The organism is Cognatishimia sp. WU-CL00825 (assembly GCF_040364665.1).
In the GTDB taxonomy this organism is placed as follows: domain Bacteria; phylum Pseudomonadota; class Alphaproteobacteria; order Rhodobacterales; family Rhodobacteraceae; genus Cognatishimia.
This window is the reverse complement of record NZ_BAABWX010000001.1, coordinates 1,207,686-1,226,682: the sequence shown is the minus strand read 5'-3', so window position 1 is coordinate 1,226,682 and position 18,997 is coordinate 1,207,686. Positions and strand designations below refer to the sequence as shown.

20 protein-coding genes are annotated in these 18,997 nt (G+C 53.1%); 11 read left to right on the top strand and 9 right to left on the bottom strand.

Going from position 1 to position 18,997, the window contains the following annotated elements; genetic code table 11:
- Positions 1-2 precede the first annotated feature (2 nt).
- The 8 genes from secF to ABXG94_RS06065 all read left to right on the top strand — a co-directional run bounded on the left by secF (position 3) and on the right by ABXG94_RS06065 (position 4,881).
- Entirely contained in the window at positions 3-971 is a 969-nt protein-coding gene (gene secF, locus ABXG94_RS06100; RefSeq protein WP_353532926.1) for a protein translocase subunit SecF, read from the top strand.
- Positions 964-1,725, top strand: a complete 762-nt coding sequence (locus ABXG94_RS06095) for a TSUP family transporter (RefSeq protein WP_353532924.1) — start codon at positions 964-966, stop codon at positions 1,723-1,725. Before secF ends, ABXG94_RS06095 begins: the two co-directional genes overlap by 8 nt.
- Before the next feature lies 1 nt (position 1,726).
- The gene (locus ABXG94_RS06090; protein WP_353532923.1) at positions 1,727-2,095 is read left to right on the top strand and encodes an Mth938-like domain-containing protein; all 369 of its coding nucleotides are present in this window, start codon (positions 1,727-1,729) and stop codon (positions 2,093-2,095) included.
- 17 nt (positions 2,096-2,112) lie between these two features.
- Positions 2,113-2,727: a heme ABC exporter ATP-binding protein CcmA gene (gene ccmA, locus ABXG94_RS06085; RefSeq protein WP_353532922.1), complete on the top strand. Its 615-nt coding sequence runs from the start codon at positions 2,113-2,115 to the stop codon at positions 2,725-2,727.
- Complete coding sequence (gene ccmB / locus ABXG94_RS06080; RefSeq protein WP_353532921.1) at positions 2,724-3,380, top strand: heme exporter protein CcmB; 657 nt, start codon at positions 2,724-2,726, stop codon at positions 3,378-3,380. Before ccmA ends, ccmB begins: the two co-directional genes overlap by 4 nt.
- Before the next feature lie 91 nt (positions 3,381-3,471).
- Complete coding sequence (locus tag ABXG94_RS06075) at positions 3,472-4,203, top strand: heme ABC transporter permease (protein WP_353532919.1); 732 nt, start codon at positions 3,472-3,474, stop codon at positions 4,201-4,203.
- A complete protein-coding gene (gene ccmD, locus ABXG94_RS06070) occupies positions 4,200-4,349 on the top strand; it encodes a heme exporter protein CcmD (RefSeq protein WP_353532918.1) in 150 nt (49 codons plus the stop codon). The genes ABXG94_RS06075 and ccmD overlap by 4 nt, the downstream gene beginning before the upstream one ends.
- Positions 4,342-4,881, top strand: a complete 540-nt coding sequence (locus ABXG94_RS06065) for a DsbE family thiol:disulfide interchange protein (protein WP_353532917.1) — start codon at positions 4,342-4,344, stop codon at positions 4,879-4,881. The genes ccmD and ABXG94_RS06065 overlap by 8 nt, the downstream gene beginning before the upstream one ends.
- Before the next feature lie 292 nt (positions 4,882-5,173).
- Here ABXG94_RS06065 and ABXG94_RS06060 read toward each other — a convergent pair whose 3' ends face one another.
- Positions 5,174-5,482: an EthD family reductase gene (locus ABXG94_RS06060; RefSeq protein WP_353532916.1), complete on the bottom strand. Its 309-nt coding sequence runs from the start codon at positions 5,480-5,482 to the stop codon at positions 5,174-5,176.
- Positions 5,483-5,770: 288 nt separating this feature from the next.
- Positions 5,771-8,458 (bottom strand): aconitate hydratase AcnA, encoded by a 2,688-nt coding sequence (gene acnA / locus ABXG94_RS06055; RefSeq protein ID WP_353532915.1) that lies wholly within the window; start codon positions 8,456-8,458, stop codon positions 5,771-5,773.
- Between the two features lie 209 nt (positions 8,459-8,667).
- Between acnA and ABXG94_RS06050 the strand changes: the two genes are divergently transcribed.
- On the top strand, positions 8,668-9,381 hold the full coding sequence (locus ABXG94_RS06050) for a DUF1223 domain-containing protein (RefSeq protein ID WP_353532914.1): 714 nt from the start codon (positions 8,668-8,670) through the stop codon (positions 9,379-9,381).
- Between the two features lie 15 nt (positions 9,382-9,396).
- Here the strand turns inward: ABXG94_RS06050 and ABXG94_RS06045 are convergent, their stop codons facing one another.
- From ABXG94_RS06045 to ABXG94_RS06030, 4 genes are all read right to left on the bottom strand, one after another.
- Positions 9,397-10,317, bottom strand: a complete 921-nt coding sequence (locus ABXG94_RS06045) for a lysophospholipid acyltransferase family protein (RefSeq protein WP_353532913.1) — start codon at positions 10,315-10,317, stop codon at positions 9,397-9,399.
- Between the two features lie 90 nt (positions 10,318-10,407).
- Complete coding sequence (locus ABXG94_RS06040) at positions 10,408-11,463, bottom strand: flagellar motor switch protein FliG (protein WP_353532911.1); 1,056 nt, start codon at positions 11,461-11,463, stop codon at positions 10,408-10,410.
- A gap of 112 nt (positions 11,464-11,575) precedes the next feature.
- Entirely contained in the window at positions 11,576-12,880 is a 1,305-nt protein-coding gene (gene purB, locus ABXG94_RS06035; protein ID WP_353532910.1) for an adenylosuccinate lyase, read from the bottom strand.
- Between the two features lie 392 nt (positions 12,881-13,272).
- Positions 13,273-14,490 carry a bifunctional alpha/beta hydrolase/OsmC family protein gene (locus tag ABXG94_RS06030; protein ID WP_353532909.1) on the bottom strand — a complete coding sequence of 406 codons (1,218 nt, stop codon included), beginning with the start codon at positions 14,488-14,490 and terminating at the stop codon, positions 13,273-13,275.
- Between the two features lie 247 nt (positions 14,491-14,737).
- Here ABXG94_RS06030 and ABXG94_RS06025 point away from each other — a divergent pair, with 247 nt between their 5' ends.
- Positions 14,738-15,034: a hypothetical protein gene (locus ABXG94_RS06025; RefSeq protein WP_353532908.1), complete on the top strand. Its 297-nt coding sequence runs from the start codon at positions 14,738-14,740 to the stop codon at positions 15,032-15,034.
- A gap of 323 nt (positions 15,035-15,357) precedes the next feature.
- On the opposite strand, the gene ABXG94_RS06020 is transcribed toward ABXG94_RS06025, so the two are convergent.
- Together ABXG94_RS06020 and ABXG94_RS06015 are read right to left on the bottom strand one after the other, a co-directional pair.
- Entirely contained in the window at positions 15,358-16,506 is a 1,149-nt protein-coding gene (locus tag ABXG94_RS06020; protein WP_353532906.1) for a helix-turn-helix transcriptional regulator, read from the bottom strand.
- Between the two features lie 141 nt (positions 16,507-16,647).
- A complete protein-coding gene (locus tag ABXG94_RS06015) occupies positions 16,648-16,947 on the bottom strand; it encodes a YciI family protein (RefSeq protein ID WP_353532905.1) in 300 nt (99 codons plus the stop codon).
- A gap of 199 nt (positions 16,948-17,146) precedes the next feature.
- Between ABXG94_RS06015 and ABXG94_RS06010 the strand changes: the two genes are divergently transcribed.
- On the top strand, positions 17,147-17,476 hold the full coding sequence (locus tag ABXG94_RS06010; protein WP_353532903.1) for a DUF1330 domain-containing protein: 330 nt from the start codon (positions 17,147-17,149) through the stop codon (positions 17,474-17,476).
- 91 nt (positions 17,477-17,567) lie between these two features.
- Here ABXG94_RS06010 and glnA read toward each other — a convergent pair whose 3' ends face one another.
- Entirely contained in the window at positions 17,568-18,974 is a 1,407-nt protein-coding gene (glnA, locus tag ABXG94_RS06005) for a type I glutamate--ammonia ligase (protein WP_353532902.1), read from the bottom strand.
- Positions 18,975-18,997: the final 23 nt, after the last annotated feature.

Genomic DNA, 18,997 nt, shown 5'->3' with positions numbered 1-18,997 from the left:
CCATGCGTCTGAGACTTGTTCCTAAAGATACCAAATGGGATTTCTTTGGAAAATCCACGCTAACGCTCGGATTTTCGGGCCTTTTGGTGGTGCTTTCAGTTATCTTTTTCTTTGTGCAAGGGTTGAACTTTGGCATTGATTTTCGCGGTGGAACAACCATCCGGACAGAAAGCGCCCAGGTGGTCGATGTGGCCGCATATCGCCAGGCCATAGTGCCGTTAAATCTGGGTGATGTTTCAATCACTGAAGTTTTTGATCCAACGTTTGAAGAAGATCAAAACGTGACAATGATCCGCATTCAGGCCCAGGATGGTCAGGAAGCGGTGACCGCAGATATCGTACGTGACGTGCAGGCGGCATTGTTGGCGGTTGCACCAGATATCACCTTTGTGTCGGTTGAATCTGTTGGTCCAAAAGTCTCTGGGGAGTTGATCCAAACCGCGGTCATCGCGGTGCTTTTGGCGATTGCAGCGGTTTTGATCTATATTTGGCTGCGGTTTGAGTGGCAATTTGCGGCCGGTGCCGTCGCGGCTCTTGTGCATGACGTGGTTCTAACCATCGGCGTGTTTTCAATTGTTCAAATCCGGTTTGATTTGGCAATCATCGCGGCGCTTTTGACCATCGTTGGCTATTCATTGAACGATACGGTCGTTGTCTTTGACCGCGTGCGAGAAAACTTGCGCAAGTTCAAAAAGATCAGCCTAAAAGATATCCTGAACACCTCGATCAATGAAACCCTAAGCCGGACTGTTATGACCTCGGTCACCACTTTGCTCGCTTTGATTTCGCTGTTTGTATTGGGCGGAGATGTCATTCGTGGGTTTGTCTTTGCGATGATTTGGGGAGTGATTGTCGGGACCTATTCTTCGGTATTCATTGCCTCGGCGGTTTTGCTGAAACTGGGTGTGAAACGCGATTGGTCCAAACCGGATGCAAACGCGGGAAACCAATTCTCTGGCATTGATGCCTGATTTTCTGTCAACAGCCTGGGCGACACCTGGGCTGATTTGGTTGGTTATGACCATAGCAGTCGCGGGCATTGTCCGCGGCTTTGCTGGTTTTGGCACCGCACTGATTTTCGTACCAATCGCCAATATTTTCTTATCCGCAACCGATGTCGTTGCTGTGACGATGTTGACCGGACTTGGCAGCATGGCTGCTTTGTTGCCACGGGCCCTGAAAACGGCAGAGATCAAAGATGTTTCATTGATGGGGGCGGCAGCCATTCTGACCGTGCCATTTGGTCTTTGGCTGTTGTACATGCTCGATCAGGTGACGATCCGTTGGGCCGCCACAATCATCGCTACCGTGATGCTGACAGCATTGGTGTTTGGCTGGCGCTATAAAGGCCTGATTGATGCCACACGCATGCTGGGCATTGGGGCCACTGCCGGGGTGTTTGGTGGCATGACGGGCTTAACAGGCCCGGTTGTTATCCTGTTTTATTTGGCCAGCGGCGCACGGGCAGCCATTGTGCGCGCCAATACAATTTTGTTTCTTGCGATGCTGGATGTTGTGATCATTTTAAACATGCTGGTTTCCGGCCTGCTAACCCTGCGGGTGCTTGGCATTGCCATTGTGTTGACGGTGCCGTATTTCCTGTCTTCAAAGGTGGGGCAGTCGATGTTTTCGCCGGACTACGAAAAAATTTATCGCGCCGTCGCCTATGGTGTTATTGCCTTGGCTGTTTTGACGGGACTGCCGATCTGGAGTGAGGGGCATTGAGGTGAAGCTTGACGAAATTCAATACACCGAGGCGTTGCCAATCGAGAGTTATGGTGAGGATTTCTTTCGCATAGGCGGAGAAAAAATTGCTGCGCCCGCTGTCATTCATGCAGATGGGGCAACGCGGTGGGGTGGTCTTGGCGATACGGCGACCATCGTGGCGATGGCAGAACAGATCGACTTTATTTTGTTGGGGACAGGTGCAGATCTGCAATATGCCCCAACCGAATTTCGCAAGACAATTGAAGCGGCAGGCATCGGAGTGGAAGTGATGAAAACCGAGTCTGCCTGTCGCACCTATAATGTCTTGGTTTCAGAGGGGCGACGCGTTGCCGCCGTCTTGTTGCCCGTCGTTTCAGACAAAGATTGAACCAGACGAGTTTGCCCATGTTGCAAGTCAAAAATCTGACCGTGTCGCGCGGTGGTGTCCCGATACTCGAAAGGGTCAGCTTTGAGCTTGCTTCCGGTTGCGCTTTAGTACTGCGCGGTCCAAATGGCTCTGGAAAAACCACATTATTGCGCACGATTGCTGGTTTGCAGACCTCCCAAACGGGGGAGGTTATAACCGCAGAGGACAGCCTGGCCTATGCTGGGCATGCCGACGGCCTGAAAGCCAATTTGACCGTGCGCGAAAACCTACAGTTTTGGGCCGATATTTTTGGCGCGACAGACATTCAGCCAGCGTTGGAACAATTTGATATTGTTGCCCTTTCAGAGCGTCCGGCCCATGCGTTGTCTGCTGGACAAAAACGCCGGCTTGGCCTTGCGCGGTTGATATTGACCGGGCGCAGCGTGTGGATTTTAGATGAGCCGACTGTGTCGCTTGATGCGGCTTCGACTGCGATGTTTGCACAGGCGGTCCAAACCCATCTTGGGGCCGGTGGTTCGGCGATTTTGGCAACCCATATTGATCTGGGGTTTGACGCAGAAGTGTTGGATGTGAGTGTATTCAAAGCAGATGTGAATGCGGCCCACAGCGCTTTTGACGAGGGCTTTTTATGATTGCGCTTTTGCTGCGGGACCTAAAGCTGGCGATGCGGGCCGGGGGTGGTTTTGGCCTGGGCCTTGCCTTTTTCCTGATCGTTACGGTGCTTGTGCCCTTTGGGGTCGGACCAGAAAGCGCATTATTGTCGCGGATCGCACCAGGAATTTTGTGGATGGGGGCATTGCTGGCCTGTTTGCTGTCGCTTGATCGAATATTTGCCTTAGATTGGGAAGATGGCTCTTTGGATTTGCTGGCAACCTCGCCGTTACCGCTCGAGGCCGTTGCAACCTCAAAAGCTGTTGCCCATTGGTTGACCACGGGGCTGCCGCTGACTTTGGTATCACCTGTCTTAGGCTTGCTGCTGAACCTGCCGACATCTGGGTATTTGTGGTTGGTGGTCTCGCTTGGATTGGGCACACCAGCTTTGTCAGTTATTGGCACCTTTGGAGCGGCTTTAACGGTTGGACTTAAGCGAGGTGGATTGCTGCTTTCTCTTTTAGTTCTACCACTTTACGTTCCGACGTTGATCTTTGGTGCAGAGGTTGCACGGCGTGGTGTCGAAGGGCTGACACTGTCTGCGCCCCTATTGCTGCTTGCGGGGATTTCCCTTGCGGCCGTCGCGGTTCTGCCCTTTGTAAGCGCCTTGGTGCTGCGGGTGAATTTGCGATAAAAGGGCAAAAAGCTTAATCCAGATCAAAGCGTGATCTGGCGCTGTCTGAGATGTGAAGTGACCTTGTGTGAAGAGGCAACTAGAAAGAACTATGGCGTCGATTTGGGAATATGCGAACCCGGTGAAATTTATGCGGTTGACCAACCGCGTTCTACCTTGGGTTTCTGGGCTGGCCGCGGTGGCTTTGGCTGTTGGGCTGATCTGGGGTTTCTTCTTTACCCCTGATGATTTCCGGCAGGGATCAACCGTTAAGATTATCTATATTCATGTGCCGGCGGCTTTGATGGCTATTAATGCTTGGTTCATGATGCTGGCGACCTCTTTGGTTTGGTTAATTCGGCGGCATCATGTCAGTGCGCTTGCGGCCAAGGCAGCGGCTCCGGTTGGGGCGGTTATGACGCTTATCGCCTTGATAACAGGGGCGATTTGGGGCCAACCCATGTGGGGAACTTGGTGGGCCTGGGATCCGCGCCTGACGTCTTTTCTGATTTTATTTTTATTTTATCTTGGTTACATAGCCCTTTGGGAAGCCATTGAGAATTCTGACACCGCGGCGGATCTGACAGCAGTGCTGTGTTTGGTGGGGTCAGTCTTTGCCATTCTCAGCCGGTATGCGGTGAATTTCTGGAACCAAGGGTTACACCAAGGAGCGTCTTTGAGCCTGGACAAAAAGGAGAATGTCGCCGATGTTTTCTATATACCTTTGCTGTTCTGTATCGCCGGATTTGTTTTGTTTTTCATAAGTTTAGTCCTGTTGCGCACCCGCACCGAAATCCGATTGCGGCGCGCCAAGGCACTGATGGCACGGGAGCGGTTGGCATGATGCCTGATCTTGGAAAATACAGCGACACGGTGCTGTCGGCCTATGGGCTAAGCATCGTTCTGCTGGTTGGTCTTGTGGTACTTAGTTTGCGGGCGTCGCGTAGGTCCTTAAGAGAGTTAACAAGTCTGGAAAAGAAAGATGGCTAGAATCTCGCCTCTGATGCTGGCACCCCCTGCAATTTTCGTGGGTCTGGCCTCGCTGTTTTACTTTGGTATGAACCGCGACAATCCAAACGAATTGCCCAGTGCATTGGTGGGGCAGGCTGCCCCCGAAGTCAAAATTGAAGCGCTTGATTATATTGAGGAATTTTCCGACCTTGACCTGCGCGATGGGCAGATCAAATTGGTGAATTTTTGGGCCTCTTGGTGCGGTCCTTGTCGGTCTGAACATCCAACGTTGATGCAGCTAAAAGACGAAGGCATGACCGTGCTTGGGGTCAACTATAAAGACAATATCCAAAACGGTGAAGATTTTCTGGCAGAGCTTGGCAACCCCTTTGCCAAAGGCGGCGCAGACCCGAACGGAAAAATGGCTTTGAATTGGGGCGTTTACGGCGTTCCAGAAACCTATTTGGTTGATGGCGACGGCACAATTTTGCTGCGCATTGCCGGCCCCTTGGTCCAGCGCGAGCTTGAGAACCGAGTCGCCCCTGCCATCGCTGCGGCAAAAGCCAAATAGAGCAGAGAACGCCGCGTTAAGGTGGCCATTTCACAGCGAATTAAGCAATTCAACGCGTATTGGCACCCCATATGTGGGGGCGAAGCCTGCGCGTGAATACAACGCGCGACTGATTTAGATTTGGCGAGTTGTACAATTTGTACGTTTGAAGGCCCGAAACGTACGATTCGTGCTGTTCTGAAACGTTTCGCGCGAGATTGGTTAATCTGTGCGTTATTTTTCAGCTAGAGCTGCGATCAAGATAATCTTCAGCTCTAGCGCATGCCATTATTAGGTCTTGTTGCAAGAATGCTTAAGCTTGAACTTCACCGATAAGCATTTGTGGCTGGCCATTGTAGAAATTTCCAATGTCCGCCAAGACAGGCGGGGCAGCGCCCAGTGCGGCGTTTAAGGCATCTTGGTCTTTGAAAGTCATGGTCGCAATTGTATGAAATCCAGCAGGCACATCCGGCCCACCGGCCAAACCTTTTACGATTGAAACGCTTTCGATATGTTCGCCCATGTGTTTGTTCACGAGGGGCAGATGTGTCGCAGTGTAATAGTCGCGATCAAATGTGGTGTTGTCTTGGGTGGAATATAGAACTTGCAGTGAAACTGTCATGTTGATCTTCCTTGTTGGCGCAACGTTGAAACATTGCAATTTGGCAGGGTAGAGACATGAGGGCCCAGAGGCCAGCCAATTCGCTGATAGTTTAGACAAACACAGAAAAGTCGAGGACGAGACCTGTGCAAAGTCAAATGCCGTGATCGCGGTGGTCTGCTAGGTGGTCGCCGCTTTCACGGTTGCAGAAAACGATAAGCCAATCGCAGCTTTACAACAGCGCCTTTGCAAAAAAGCAAAAGGCCCCACTGATGTGAGGCCTTTATTCGTTTTATTGTCTTATGTAACTTAGCTTTTGGCCAAGTTGCGCAGCACGTAGTGCAGCACGCCACCGTGTTCGATGTATTCGATCTCTGGCGCGGTATCGATGCGGCACTTCAAAGTGATCTCTTTCACGGTGCCATCGGCATAGGTGATCGAGCAAGGCACGTCTTGCAACGGTGTCACGCTGTCCAGACCCGTGATGGAGACGGTTTCCTCACCTGTCAGGTTCAGAGTTTTGCGTGTGTCGCCGCCGGTGAATTCAAACGGGATAACACCCATGCCAACCAAGTTGGAGCGGTGGATACGTTCGAAGCTTTCGGCGATTACGGCTTTGACACCCAAAAGCTTTGTGCCTTTGGCCGCCCAGTCACGTGAAGAGCCTGCGCCGTATTGTTCGCCACCAAACACAACAAGCGGTGTGCCCGCGTCTTGGTAGGCCATCGAGGCATCAAACACAGAAGTTTGCTGACCGTCTGGGCCCTTGGTGTAACCGCCTTCGACGCCATCCAGCATCTCGTTCTTTACACGGATGTTGGCAAATGTGCCGCGCATCATGATCTGGTGGTTACCACGACGAGAGCCGTAAGAGTTGAATTCACGCGGGGCCACTTGACGCTCTGTCAGGTATTTCCCGGCTGGTGTGGATTCAGCGAAGGACCCGGCTGGAGAGATGTGGTCGGTGGTGATCATGTCACCCAACATCAACAGAACTTTGGCGTTTTCGACGTTTGAAATTGTGCCCGGCTCTGTGCCCATGCCTTGGAAATAAGGTGGGTTTTGAATGTAGGTGGACGCGTCAGGCCAATCATAGGTTTCCTGCTGAGGAACCTCGACGCCCTGCCATTTTTCGTCGCCTTTAAAGACGTCGGCATATTTCGACAAGAAGGCTTCGCGGGTGACGGTTTTTTGCACCAGATCAGCGACTTCTTGTGTGGTTGGCCAGATGTCTTTCAGGTAGACATCGTTGCCGTCTTTGTCTTGACCGATCACGTCGGTTGCCAAGTTGATGTCAAGCGTACCCGCCAAAGCGTAAGCCACAACCAGAGGAGGGGACGCCAGGTAGTTGGCGCGCACATCAGGGCTGATGCGGCCTTCGAAGTTACGGTTGCCCGACAGAACCGATGTGGCCACCAGATCGCCTTCGGCGATGGCTTCGGAGATCTCTGGCTGGATTGGGCCAGAGTTACCGATACAGGTTGTGCAGCCGTAACCCACAAGGTTGAAACCAACCGCATCCAGGTCTTTTTGCAGGTCCGCCGCTTCGAGATATGCGGACACAACCTGAGACCCCGGTGCAAGCGAAGTTTTGACCCATGGTTTGCGATCCATGCCCAAAGCCGCGGCTTTGCGCGCCACAAGACCCGCGCCAATCATGACGTATGGGTTGGAGGTGTTGGTGCATGAGGTGATCGAGGCGATCACAACTTTACCGGATTCCATGGTGTAGTCTTCGCCTTTGACTGCCACTTCTTTGCCCATTGGGCGTTTGAAGTTTTGTTCCATTTCATTGTGGAACGCGGTTTGGCCGTCGGTCAGGGCAATGTAGTCTTGTGGACGTTTTGGACCGGAGATCGCGGGCACGATTGTGCCCATGTCCAGGTGCAATGTGTCGGTATAGATTGGCGCGTAGTTTTCATCACGCCAGAATCCGTTTTCTTTGGCATAGGCTTCGACCAGCGCGATGCGGTCTTTGTCGCGGCCTGTGTTGTCCAGATAGCGGATGGTTTCCGCGTCGATTGGGAAGAAGCCACAGGTTGCGCCGTATTCCGGTGCCATGTTGGCGATGGTTGCGCGGTCTGCCAGTGGCAGTTTGTCCAGGCCCGTGCCGTAGAATTCTACGAATTTGCCCACCACGCCTTTTTCTCGCAGCATTTCGACAACTTTCAGCACGAGGTCGGTACCGGTGGTGCCTTCCATCATTGCGCCGGTCAGTTCAAATCCGATGACTTCTGGGATCAACATAGAGATCGGCTGACCCAGCATCGCAGCTTCGGCTTCGATGCCGCCAACGCCCCAACCCAGAACAGCTGCGCCGTTGACCATGGTTGTGTGGCTGTCGGTGCCAACAAGCGTGTCAGGATAGGCGACTTCGTTGCCATCCTGGTCGGTGTCGGTCCAAACGGTTTGCGACAGGTATTCCAGGTTCACCTGGTGACAAATACCGGTTCCCGGAGGCACAACGCGGAAGTTGTTAAAGGCAGTTTGGCCCCATTTTAAGAATGTGTAACGCTCCATGTTGCGTTCATATTCACGGTCAACGTTCATTTGGAACGCGCGTGGGTTACCAAATTCATCGATCATGACTGAGTGGTCGATCACAAGATCAACAGGCACCAATGGGTTGATTTTGGAAGCGGAGCCTTTCAGGCCCACGATGCCGTCGCGCATGGCGGCCAGATCAACAACGGCGGGAACGCCGGTGAAATCCTGCATCAGAACGCGGGCAGGGCGATAGGCGATTTCGCGTGGGTTTTTGCCGCCGTTTGCGCCCCATTCGCCAAAGGCTTTGATGTCGTCGACAGAGACAGAAAAACCGCCGTCTTCAAACCGCAGCATGTTTTCCAGCACCACTTTCAAAGCGGCTGGCAGTTTGCTGAAATCACCCAGACCTGCGTCTTGCGCGGCTGGAATGGAATAATAGGATATGGACTTGCCGTTGACCGATAGCGATTTACGGGTCTTGGCAGTATCCTGACCGACGGTGATGGGCATGTTTGGCCTCCCTCTTATCAAGAAAATTGGGTGTCGCTGGGGTGCTTTTGACCTAAGTTGGCCTTTGGATCAAGGGGGGAAGGCGTAAATTGTATACCATTGCACACAATATTTCGCGGAATGGAACGAATCTCGCAAATGGTTGATTGGCGTTTTACCACACAAGCCCGTATTGATTTGGATAACGCCTTGCAAAGGATACAGAGAGAATGATCCGAATCACACGTATGATCGCCGCGGCAATGCTGGGCACATTAAGCGGAATAGCCCTGCCGGTCATGGCGGCTGAACATCCGGTTGTTGTGGAATTATATACCTCGCAGGGGTGCAGCAGTTGCCCGCCCGCAGATGCGTATTTCAACAGGGAATTGGCCAATCGGGACGATGTGATCGCGCTGGCGTTGCATGTGGATTACTGGGATTACATCGGCTGGAAAGATGACTTTGCAGACCCGGCCTATACCAAGCGACAGCGCAACTATGCCAAGGCGGCGGGCAAACGTTCTATTTATACGCCGCAAATGGTGATCGGCGGGTTGGATCATGTGGTTGGCAACGTTCCACGCGATGTCAAAGCGCATCTGAACGCCCATGCGGGATTGGATGCTGGCATTGATTTGGACATCAGCCGCAAGGGCGACCGTTTGACCATTGCCTTACAAGCACAAGAGGCGCTGGATGTGCCCATGACGGTGCAGGTCGTGCGGTATACAAAAGAAGAAATTCGCAACATCAAACGCGGTGAAAATGCGGGACGCACGTTAACCTATACCAATATCGTGACCTCATGGGACACTATAGGCGAGTGGAACACACGCCGCGCCAAAACTATGAAAACCAAAGTAAAAGGCGACTCGGCGGTGGTGGTTTTGGTGCAGCGCAAAGGTTTTGGCCGGATCGTGGCGGCAGCACTTCTTAGGTAAAGGTAACCGCGGTTTTCAAACAACACTGTCGATGGTTGTTGGGGCCGCCCCGTCGCGTTCCGGGCGCCAGCGGCGGTGGATCCACAACCATTGATCCGGGTTGGCCCGCACACGTTTTTCAAGACTGTCATAGTAGCTTTGCATCATGGTGACAGGATCGCTGTGGGCAATCGGTTCTTCCAGATGCACTTCAAAGCTCAGGCCGTCAGGTTGGCGGATCGTATAGATTGGCATCAGCAAAGCATCATAGCGCAATGCCAATTCGGCAGCTGACATCGCGGTGCGCGTGGGTTGGCCAAAAAAGGTCACCAACTCACCTTCGTGATTATACTGGTCGGTCAGCAAAGCGATGGTGCCGCCGGATTTCAGGAATTTGATCATCTTGCCCATGCCGCGCCGATCACGGGGAAACATGGGTTCTGCCAGGGTGCACATCGCTTTGACGTAATGGGCGTTGAAATACGGGTTGGCCATGTCGCGATAGAGCCCACCAATGGGCATGCCATCGTGCAAATAATAGCTGCGCGGCACGTCATAGCCGCCAAAATGGCCGGTGACAAAGATGATAGGGCGGTTTTCTGCGCGCGCCTTGGCCAGATGCGCGACCCCTGGTCCAAGCGGGGTGATGTCTTTGACCCGGTCCGCAAATTCGGCCCCGGAATAGATTTCGATTATCGAGCGACCAAATTGCCCGGGCACAGATCGGCAAAGCGCTTCGACTTGATCTTTGGGCATGTCGGGCCAGCCGATGGCAAGGTTTTTGCGAATGCGTTTGCGCGCGCCACTTAGGGGGCCAACGATATTGGAGAACACCCAACCTGCGGTGCGAATGCGGGTTTCATAGGGCAGGGATAGGAACAGACCAAACACCGACCGCGCCATCAAATTGACCGCATAGTCGCTTATGTTCTTAGAGAAAGAGGTGCTCTGGGCCATATTCATCACGCTTTTTTAGCAGACATACTGGCCCCCGCACGATCCTACAAGCAAATCTGTGGACTGCGGCAGGTCAGGGCTGGCACTGGCTTAGGCATGAGCTGTGGCATCTTCTTCTTCTGCGGGTGGGATAAAGCTCAGCTCGCCTTTTGCCTGTAGAGCACGCACCGCAATCACCACTTTGGTAAAGGCCATTTCGCCATCTTTTTCAGAAATCGAGCCTCGCTCCGCTACCTCCTCGCGCAGCTGATCTGCCATGCGGCTGGACATATTGGACAATAAGAAGCTGCTGGTCGCGCCCTCGGGCCCTTCGGTGCCAAAACATAGGGCGCTTATCAGGTCATCTTGATCCACTTCTCGGATGATTTTGGGCACATCACGTTCCTGAATACGCTCTGGTATATCGGGATAGGTAAAGATGGCTTTGCGCACCTGATCAGCAAACGGCTGGTCATCTTCGGTCAGTCCAATCAGCAAAGATTCGCGGGTAGAGGCGGGCGAAAAATTCAAAATCGCACCGACGCGTGCCACCGGTTCGTCACTAAAGGCGCGGGGCGTGACCTTGTCGAGTTGGCTGGCAATTGCGATCCCGATCTGGGTCACAGTCTGCGGAGTCACCGCGTCGGTCAGAGAAATCGCATAGGTGATGCTCCGCGCTTCGGGGCCGGGCAGATTTGACAGCAATTCGGCGGCTTTGGTGACCTCTAGCTTGGCAAGGATAACGGCGGCAACTTCGGTGCTTTGTGCGCGCAATATCGCGATCAATGTCTCAATATCAAGATCGCAAATGCGCGACCACGGGTCGCCCAATTTGATCACGCCAGCCTCGTGCCTCAGGCGATCGGCGGTGTGCTGACTGATCTTCCCCTCTAGGCTGTTGAGCGCTTCTTTGATGCCCTTGGGAAATGAAAGCCCAATGCTTTCAAGCTCTTGCGCAAATTCGACGATCACATTTGACAGGGTTGCCCGATCCACATAACGCATCGATCCCATCATCTGAGCCAGATCGGCCTGCATGTCGTCGCTTAGCCGGTCGATCGCAACTTCGGCCCCTTCGTTCAAAAGGAAACGCACAATGACCGCGGCTTTCTGGCGGCGGGTCAAGGCAGGGTCTGGCGCTGGCGTCAGCGTTTGTGGCTGGGTCATCCGGTTGCTCCGTCAGATCAGAGACAGACTTGCAGCCAAGGATGAAAATTTGCCAAACAAAAAAAAAGGCCTGCCGGTATGGGCAGACCTTTTACGTCAAATTTGAAACGGTTTATGCGCCAAAAACCCGTTTGAAAATCGTATCAACGTGTTTGGTGTGATATTCCATGTCAAATTTCGCGTTTACGCCATCTTCACCCAAAGCTGCGACAACGTCTTTGTCAGCCAGCAAAAGCGTGCGGAAATCAAGGCGCTCTTCCCAGACCTTCAATGCGTTGCGTTGCACCATGGAATAAGCATCTTCGCGGGACACGCCAGCTTGGGTCAGGGCCAGCAAAACGCGCTGGGACATCACCAGGCCTGGGAATTTATTCATGTTGTCCAGCATGTTGTCCGGGAAGATCAGCATTTTGTCGATCACGCCGGTCAGGCGTGCCAATGCGAAATCTAGGGTCACACAGGAATCTGGTCCAATCGCGCGTTCAACGGATGAATGGGAAATATCCCGCTCGTGCCACAACGCGACATTCTCCATTGCCGGAATGACCGACATGCGCACCAAACGCGCCAGACCCGTCAGGTTTTCTGTCAGAACCGGGTTCTTTTTGTGCGGCATCGCCGAAGAGCCTTTTTGACCCATAGAGAAGAACTCCGCACCTTCCAGCACTTCGGTGCGCTGCATGTGGCGGATTTCAATGGCGACGTTTTCGATCGAGGAGGCAATCACCCCCAGAACCGCAAAGAACATTGCGTGGCGATCCCGTGGGATAACCTGAGTGGATATTGGCTCAGGGGACAAGCCCAGCTCTGCACATACATGTTCTTCAACCGCAGGGTCGATATTGGCAAATGTGCCAACCGCACCGGAAATGGCACCGGTGGCGATTTCGGCGCGTGCGGCTTTCAGCCGGTCCATGTTGCGATCCATTTCCGCATAGAAACGCGCAAAAGTCAGGCCCATGGTGGTGGGTTCCGCATGGATGCCGTGCGAGCGGCCCACACGTACGGTGTTTTTATGCTCTAGCGCGCGTTTTTTCAGCGCAGCCAGCAGCCCGTCCATGTCTTTGATCAGAATATCTGCGGCGCGCACAAGCTGCACATTCAGGCAGGTGTCCAGAACATCAGAAGATGTCATGCCCTGGTGCACAAAGCGGGCTTCTTCCGAGCCAACATGTTCCGCAAGATGGGTCAAAAACGCGATAACATCGTGTTTTGTAACGGCTTCGATCTCGTCGATACGTGCCACGTCAAATTCAACGTCCTTGGCTTTCCAAACCGCATCCGCGTTTTCACGCGGGATAACACCAAGATTTGCCATGGCTTCGCAGGCATGCGCCTCGATTTCATACCAGATTTTGAATTTGGTCTCAGGAGACCAAACGGCCACCATTTCAGGACGGGAATAGCGAGGGATCATATCACAGCCTTGTGTTCTATCAGGGGTTGGGGGCCGTATAGACTGACCGCATTCAATGAACAAGTGAGGTTGACCAAAACTGCGGCGTTTGTCCTTAGTTTTATGGTTATGGCCAGCGCAGCGACCGCCCAAGACTGGCGTAGCCTAAGTGGTGACGACATTCGCGCGGCGATCACTATTGCAGCGTGTGGCCGCCCACTGATCTCTGGACCTGTTATGACTTGGCAGAAACGGGGCAGAACAGGGCAGAAAACTGCGCTTTGTCAGCGCAAACGGGGCCATCACAGAGGGCGTAAAAACCCTGCCTTAGATTTGTGCTTGAAACAAATACCCCGGGGAGCGCGAGGGGCTGGCCCCTCGCTTTTTCGTTATATCGCCAAGACAGGGTTGCCTCAGGCCTCTGCCAGTTCGGTGATCACATGGCTTGATTTTTCAAGCGTTCGGTGCACCGGGCAGCGGTCTGCAATTTCCAGCAAGCGCATGCGTTGGCTTTGGTCCAGCGCCCCGGTCAAATGGATCACGCGCTTAAAGCTGTCGATCCGGTCGCCAGATCCGGTTGCGGCATCTTGGGCATGCACTTTGTTGTGGCTGGTATCCACCCAAACATGTTCAAGCGGCCAGCCTTTGCGACGGGCATACATGCGGATGGTCATCGAGGTGCAGGACCCCAGCCCAGAGGCCAGAAATCCATAAGGGGTCATGCCTTTGTTGGTGCCTCCATAGGCCAGTGGTTCATCCGCCAAAGTGTGATGGAAGGGGCCAGCATTCACATCCTGCAAAAAACCATTTGCGTCCGCCTCTGACACGCGCACCACCCCTTCGGGGGCCCCTATCGGCGGAGCAGGAGGCGTCAGGTGCAAATACCGCGCCGCCCAGGCCGAGATGATTTCGGCGGCATATTCAGCGTCTTCGGGGCGGCTGATCAGATGGTCGGCGTCATCCATGGTGACAAAGCTTTTGGGATGTTTGGCCGCGGTGAAAATCGAGGCGGCGTTTTCGATGCCCACAACCGTGTCCATAGGGGCGTGCATCACCAGCAGGGCGCGTTGTAAATTGCCAATCACCGGTTCCAAATTCTGTGCGGAAACGTCATCGACAAACTCTTTGGCGATCACAAAGGGTCGGCCCCCAAGGCTGACCTGGGCGCGGCCTTCCCTTTGGATGGTTTCCAATGCGCCATCAAAATTGTGGGTGACATGCGCAGGATCAAACGGCGCACCCAGGGTGACAACCGCGCGTACGCTGTCCAGATCACCGGCGGCCCGCAACACGGCGGCACCACCCAATGAGTGGCCAATCAGCATGTCTGGGGCCATGCCACGCGATGTCAGATAGGCGGCCGCCGCCTGCAGGTCGCCGACATTAGAGGAAAACGTGGTGTTGGAGAATTCGCCTTCGGAATGGCCAAGACCGGTGAAATCAAACCGCATGACCGCCAGGCCCATGGCAGCCAAACGGCCAGCGATGCGGCGCGCGGCGGGAATGTCTTTGGAACAGCTGAAGCAATGGGCAAAGAGCACAGTTGCCAGATGCGGGCCGTCAGGCAGGTCAAGCCTTGCTGCCAGTTTTTCACCACCATGGCCTGTAAATGAAATGCGTTCTGTCGTCATAGCCGCGCCGTCCTTTGTGCGTTGTTCCGCCTAACTTGGGGCAAGACGCGCTGTGGGCCAAGGGGCTGGACACAGAAGTCACGGGATGGTGAGAGCCTGCGAGCTTGGCGGAAGTCAAGTGCGGGCGAAACCATTCGGCTGCCTCTTATAGCCCAAATGGGTGATGAAATCCTTTGCCAAAACGCGATGCTCAATTGGCCGTTTCAAATCCAAGGCAAGATTGTCAAAAGCGAGGAGGAATTTACCGATGGGACCCGAAGCGTTGGCCCTTGTGACTGCCTATTTTATGTGTGCCGTTGAGGCCGAAAGCAGGGTTTTGACGCCCGCAGAAATGCATCACTGTTCTGAACTATACCTAGAGACCAAGCTACAGTTTCTACCCAATATGGATGTTGATCAATTTAAGCGACTTACGACACCGGAACGCGCTGCGGTTAATCGGACCGCTTATGACGCCTATTTGACCTGGAAACGTGACAACCCAGACTTGGTGAACGCGTTAAAGCAGGCCGCGAAATCAAGGCTGCATGGAGAAGAAAGCTGAGCCGTGCGTTGACCAGATTGAAGCGGGTTCTGTCGGGGATCAGAGTTGCTCGAACGCCGGCCCCCAAAATCCCAATGCCGGACAACGCTGAGGAGATGGTGCTGGCAATTGAGAAGGCGCTGTCAGAATGCACCGACGAATGTGGTGGGTTTTGGAGGCGCGAAAGGTGGTCGCGGAAGGGGGCTGACGCGCAACTTAGGTGGGTGCAAATCAGGATGGCCCCGTTGCTTATCATTTGGATGCGCGGCGGGTCGGCGGGGTTTTCCGGCCTGGGTAAAGAGCTCGACATGGCGCTGCATCAGATCGATCGTTAAGTCAGCCAATTAGGGCTCTAGATTTAGGACCTTTAAGACCAATTCTGACTGTCGATGGACCGATAGTTTATCCATCGCGGCTTTGATCTGATGGCGCACTGTATGAATGCTGGCCTGTCTTTGGTCGGCTATTTCAGAGCTGGAAAACCCCTGTGCCAAAGACATCGCGACAGCGACTTCGGCGGGTGTTAGAGCATATGATTCTTTTAGCGTCTCTGTCGTTGAGGGGCGCTTTGCCTCGGTTATGATCAGCATTGTGCAGTGGGAATGGACGCCAAGCATGGTGTCAAAAGGGAAGGCGACACCTGCGTCTGGCGATAATTTGACAAAGCGCAAATCATAGTTTTTTGCAGTGCGGCTGTCGGTCACCCGGTCCGAGAAAGAGGGTGATGACAAATTTAGCGCGCCGCGCAAAGACGCCACGTCACAGATTGTTTGGCTGTCTGCAGAGCCATAGGTCAGATGATTGTGATTATCAAAGGCGACTGGTGCGCCATCTGCCAGCATTTGTTGCGCCACGTTGTTTGCAAATACGATACGTCCCATTTCTGACAAGAGAATAATGCCAGGGACAGATTTGAGGCCTTCGTTTGCAATGACCTCTGCGTCAATTCTCTTGCCCTCTAGAGCGCGCGTGATTTCAAAGGCCTGCTGCATGTGCGGGATAAGTTGCCCGACGATCGCCAGCCAATTGGATTTCAGTTTTTCGCTATCCTTCAGTCGAATATTGCCGCCTAAAGCAAAAACGCGGGTGTCGTTTTTGAAAAGCAGTGCGCCTCCACCCTGGATGATATCTTCTTGGGGCCGTAACCAGTCATGGTAGAACTCAGTTTTCACCAAGTTTTGTGTTGTGCACATGCGTTCGCAATCTACAACGGTCCCGGCTGGATGTTTGGAAAACCCATCTGCCCAGGCATTCAAAGAGGCAAAATGCTGGTCATAGGTTTTCAGGAATTCTGGATCATAGCCATGGGCCAATAAATCCATCGTAACCCCGGCTTCGGTGTCATAACCAAAAATATGGGTACAAATGTCGCCAGATATGGCCGACAAGTCAGCCAGAAAGTGGCTCCAACTTGAGTTGCCCATCGCAGCGGAAAACATTGTTGTCGTTAGATTGGACAATTCAATTTGATTAAGAGGTGCTTTTCCCAACATAGTGATCCCCCCCCCACTATGGCGTTAACTTTATCGCAAATTAGGGGGTTTTTCAACTTTAGGCTGGGTGAGTGATGGCCGTCGGCTCGTTAGAGCTGTGCGGATCGATGATAACGTGCGTATTAAGTCTTAAAGGCAGCATTACAGCGTGACCGATTTGTCTTCTAGAATTTTGCCCCAGGTGAAAACTTCAAAGCTGCGATAGGCGGGCACATAAAACGGGTCTTGGTTTATCAGCTTAATGACATCGGCTTTTTCTGCGGCGTTGACGATCCAGAGCGCGCCGCTAAAGTCTTGATTTACATCGGGTTTTAATCCACCGCCGATTAGAAGTTCGGGATGTGCACGCACATAGGCCACATGGGCATCGCGTTTGGCTTGATCGGCGCGAATATCCAGCATGTCAGCTGAATCTGTGAATATTACGGCCCAGCGTGGCATGGCGTATTCCCTTTGGTTTTGCGCCAGAATAGACAGCCACCAATCCCTGAAGTAGGGCCAATTCGCAGCCTTGCTGATACCAATCCGGTGAACCTAGGGCTTTCTTTGTCAAAAGGATAGGATTACGCTCTTTTGAGTTTATGGATTTCCTTTGTTATTCTGCTTAGAGATCCGCAAAGGATTATAAAGAAGGTCTAATATGACGGTCACTGTTGTCGCGATGACGAGCATCAATGAAGAAGAGCCAATGGCGTTGGCCGAGTATTTGCGGGTCACTGGTCCCTTGCTGGAACGGGCAGGGGCCAAGATTGTGAAACGATTCACAGTGAATGAGGTTGTGGTCGGTCATCGGCCAGCCAAGACGGTGTTTATCGTTGAATATCCTGACAAGGCTGCCGTCGACAGCGTTTTTGGCAGCGCCGAGTATCAGTCGATCCGCGAGATCCGCGATTTGGCGTTTACAACCTATAATGTGACCGTGGCTGCAGATGCCGAAGATGCTGCGGCCCCCGCGATGGCTGTGGATTGATCCCATTTGCCAAATTTCCGCAGGGTTCTTGGGAAATGCAGACCAAAAAAAAGGCGCTCGATTGAGCGCCTTTTCGTTTTGTATCAACTGATTAGCAGCTGTAGTACATGCCGAACTCAACCGGGTGAGGTGTGTGCTCGAACAATTCAACTTCTTCCATTTTCAGGTCGATATAGCCTTCGATCTGATCTTTGGTGAAGACGTCGCCTGCTGTCAGGAAGTCCATGTCTTTTTGCAACTCGTCCAGCGCTTCGCGCAAAGAGCCACATACTGTTGGGATGTCCGCCAGTTCTTCGGCAGGCAAGTCATACAGGTTTTTGTCCATGGCTTCGCCTGGATCGATCTTGTTTTTGATGCCGTCAAGGCCAGCCATCAACAGGGCTGCAAAGCACAGGTATGGGTTGGCAGATGGGTCAGGGAAACGGGCTTCGACGCGCTTGGCCTTTGGAGATTCAGTCCAAGGGATACGAACACAACCAGAGCGGTTACGTGCAGAATAGGCGCGCAGAACCGGAGCTTCAAAGCCTGGGATCAGGCGTTTGTAGCTGTTTGTGGATGGGTTTGTGAAAGCGTTCAGCGCTTTCGCGTGGGTCAGGATACCACCGATGAAATACAGCGCTTCTTGGGATAGGTCCGCGTATTTGTCGCCTGCAAACAATGGCTTGCCATCTTTCCAGATGGACATGTTCACGTGCATGCCTGTGCCGTTATCACCATAGATTGGCTTTGGCATGAAAGTTGCGGATTTGCCATAAGACTGTGCCACGTTGTGGATCACGTACTTATATTTCTGCAATTCGTCTGCTTGCTTGGTCAGGCTGTCAAAGATCAGGCCAAGCTCGTGCTGACAGGACGCCACTTCGTGGTGGTGTTTGTCAGTTTTCATGCCCAGACGCTTCATGGTGGACAGCATTTCAGAGCGGATGTCTTGCGCATCGTCTGTTGGGTTCACAGGGAAGTAACCGCCCTTGAGACCCGGACGGTGGCCCGTGTTGCCCATTTCGTATTCGGTGTCTGTGTTCCAGGACGCGTCCTGTGCATCAACTTCGTAGGATACTTTGTTGATGCTGTTGGAGAAACGTACATCGTCGAACAGGAAGAATTCGGCTTCTGGACCCATGTAAGCAACGTCACCGATGCCAGAGGCTTTCAGGTAAGCTTCGGCTTTTTCTGCGGTGCCACGCGGGTCACGCTCGTAGGATTCACCAGTGTCGGGTTCTACGATGGAGCAGTGGATGCAGATTGTTTTTTCCGCATAGAACGGATCCACATAGCAAGACGTGGTGTCTGGGATCAGTTTCATGTCAGAGTTTTCGATGGATTTCCAACCAGCAATGGAGGAACCGTCGAACATGAAGCCTTCTTCGAGGAAGTCTTCGTCTACCAGATCAACGTCAACTGTGACGTGCTGAAGTTTACCGCGTGTGTCAGTGAAACGAATGTCGACATAGGCCGCTTCTTCGTCTTTGATCAGCTTGAGAACTGCATCTGCGCTCATGCTTTCTAATCCTTCTGATATCG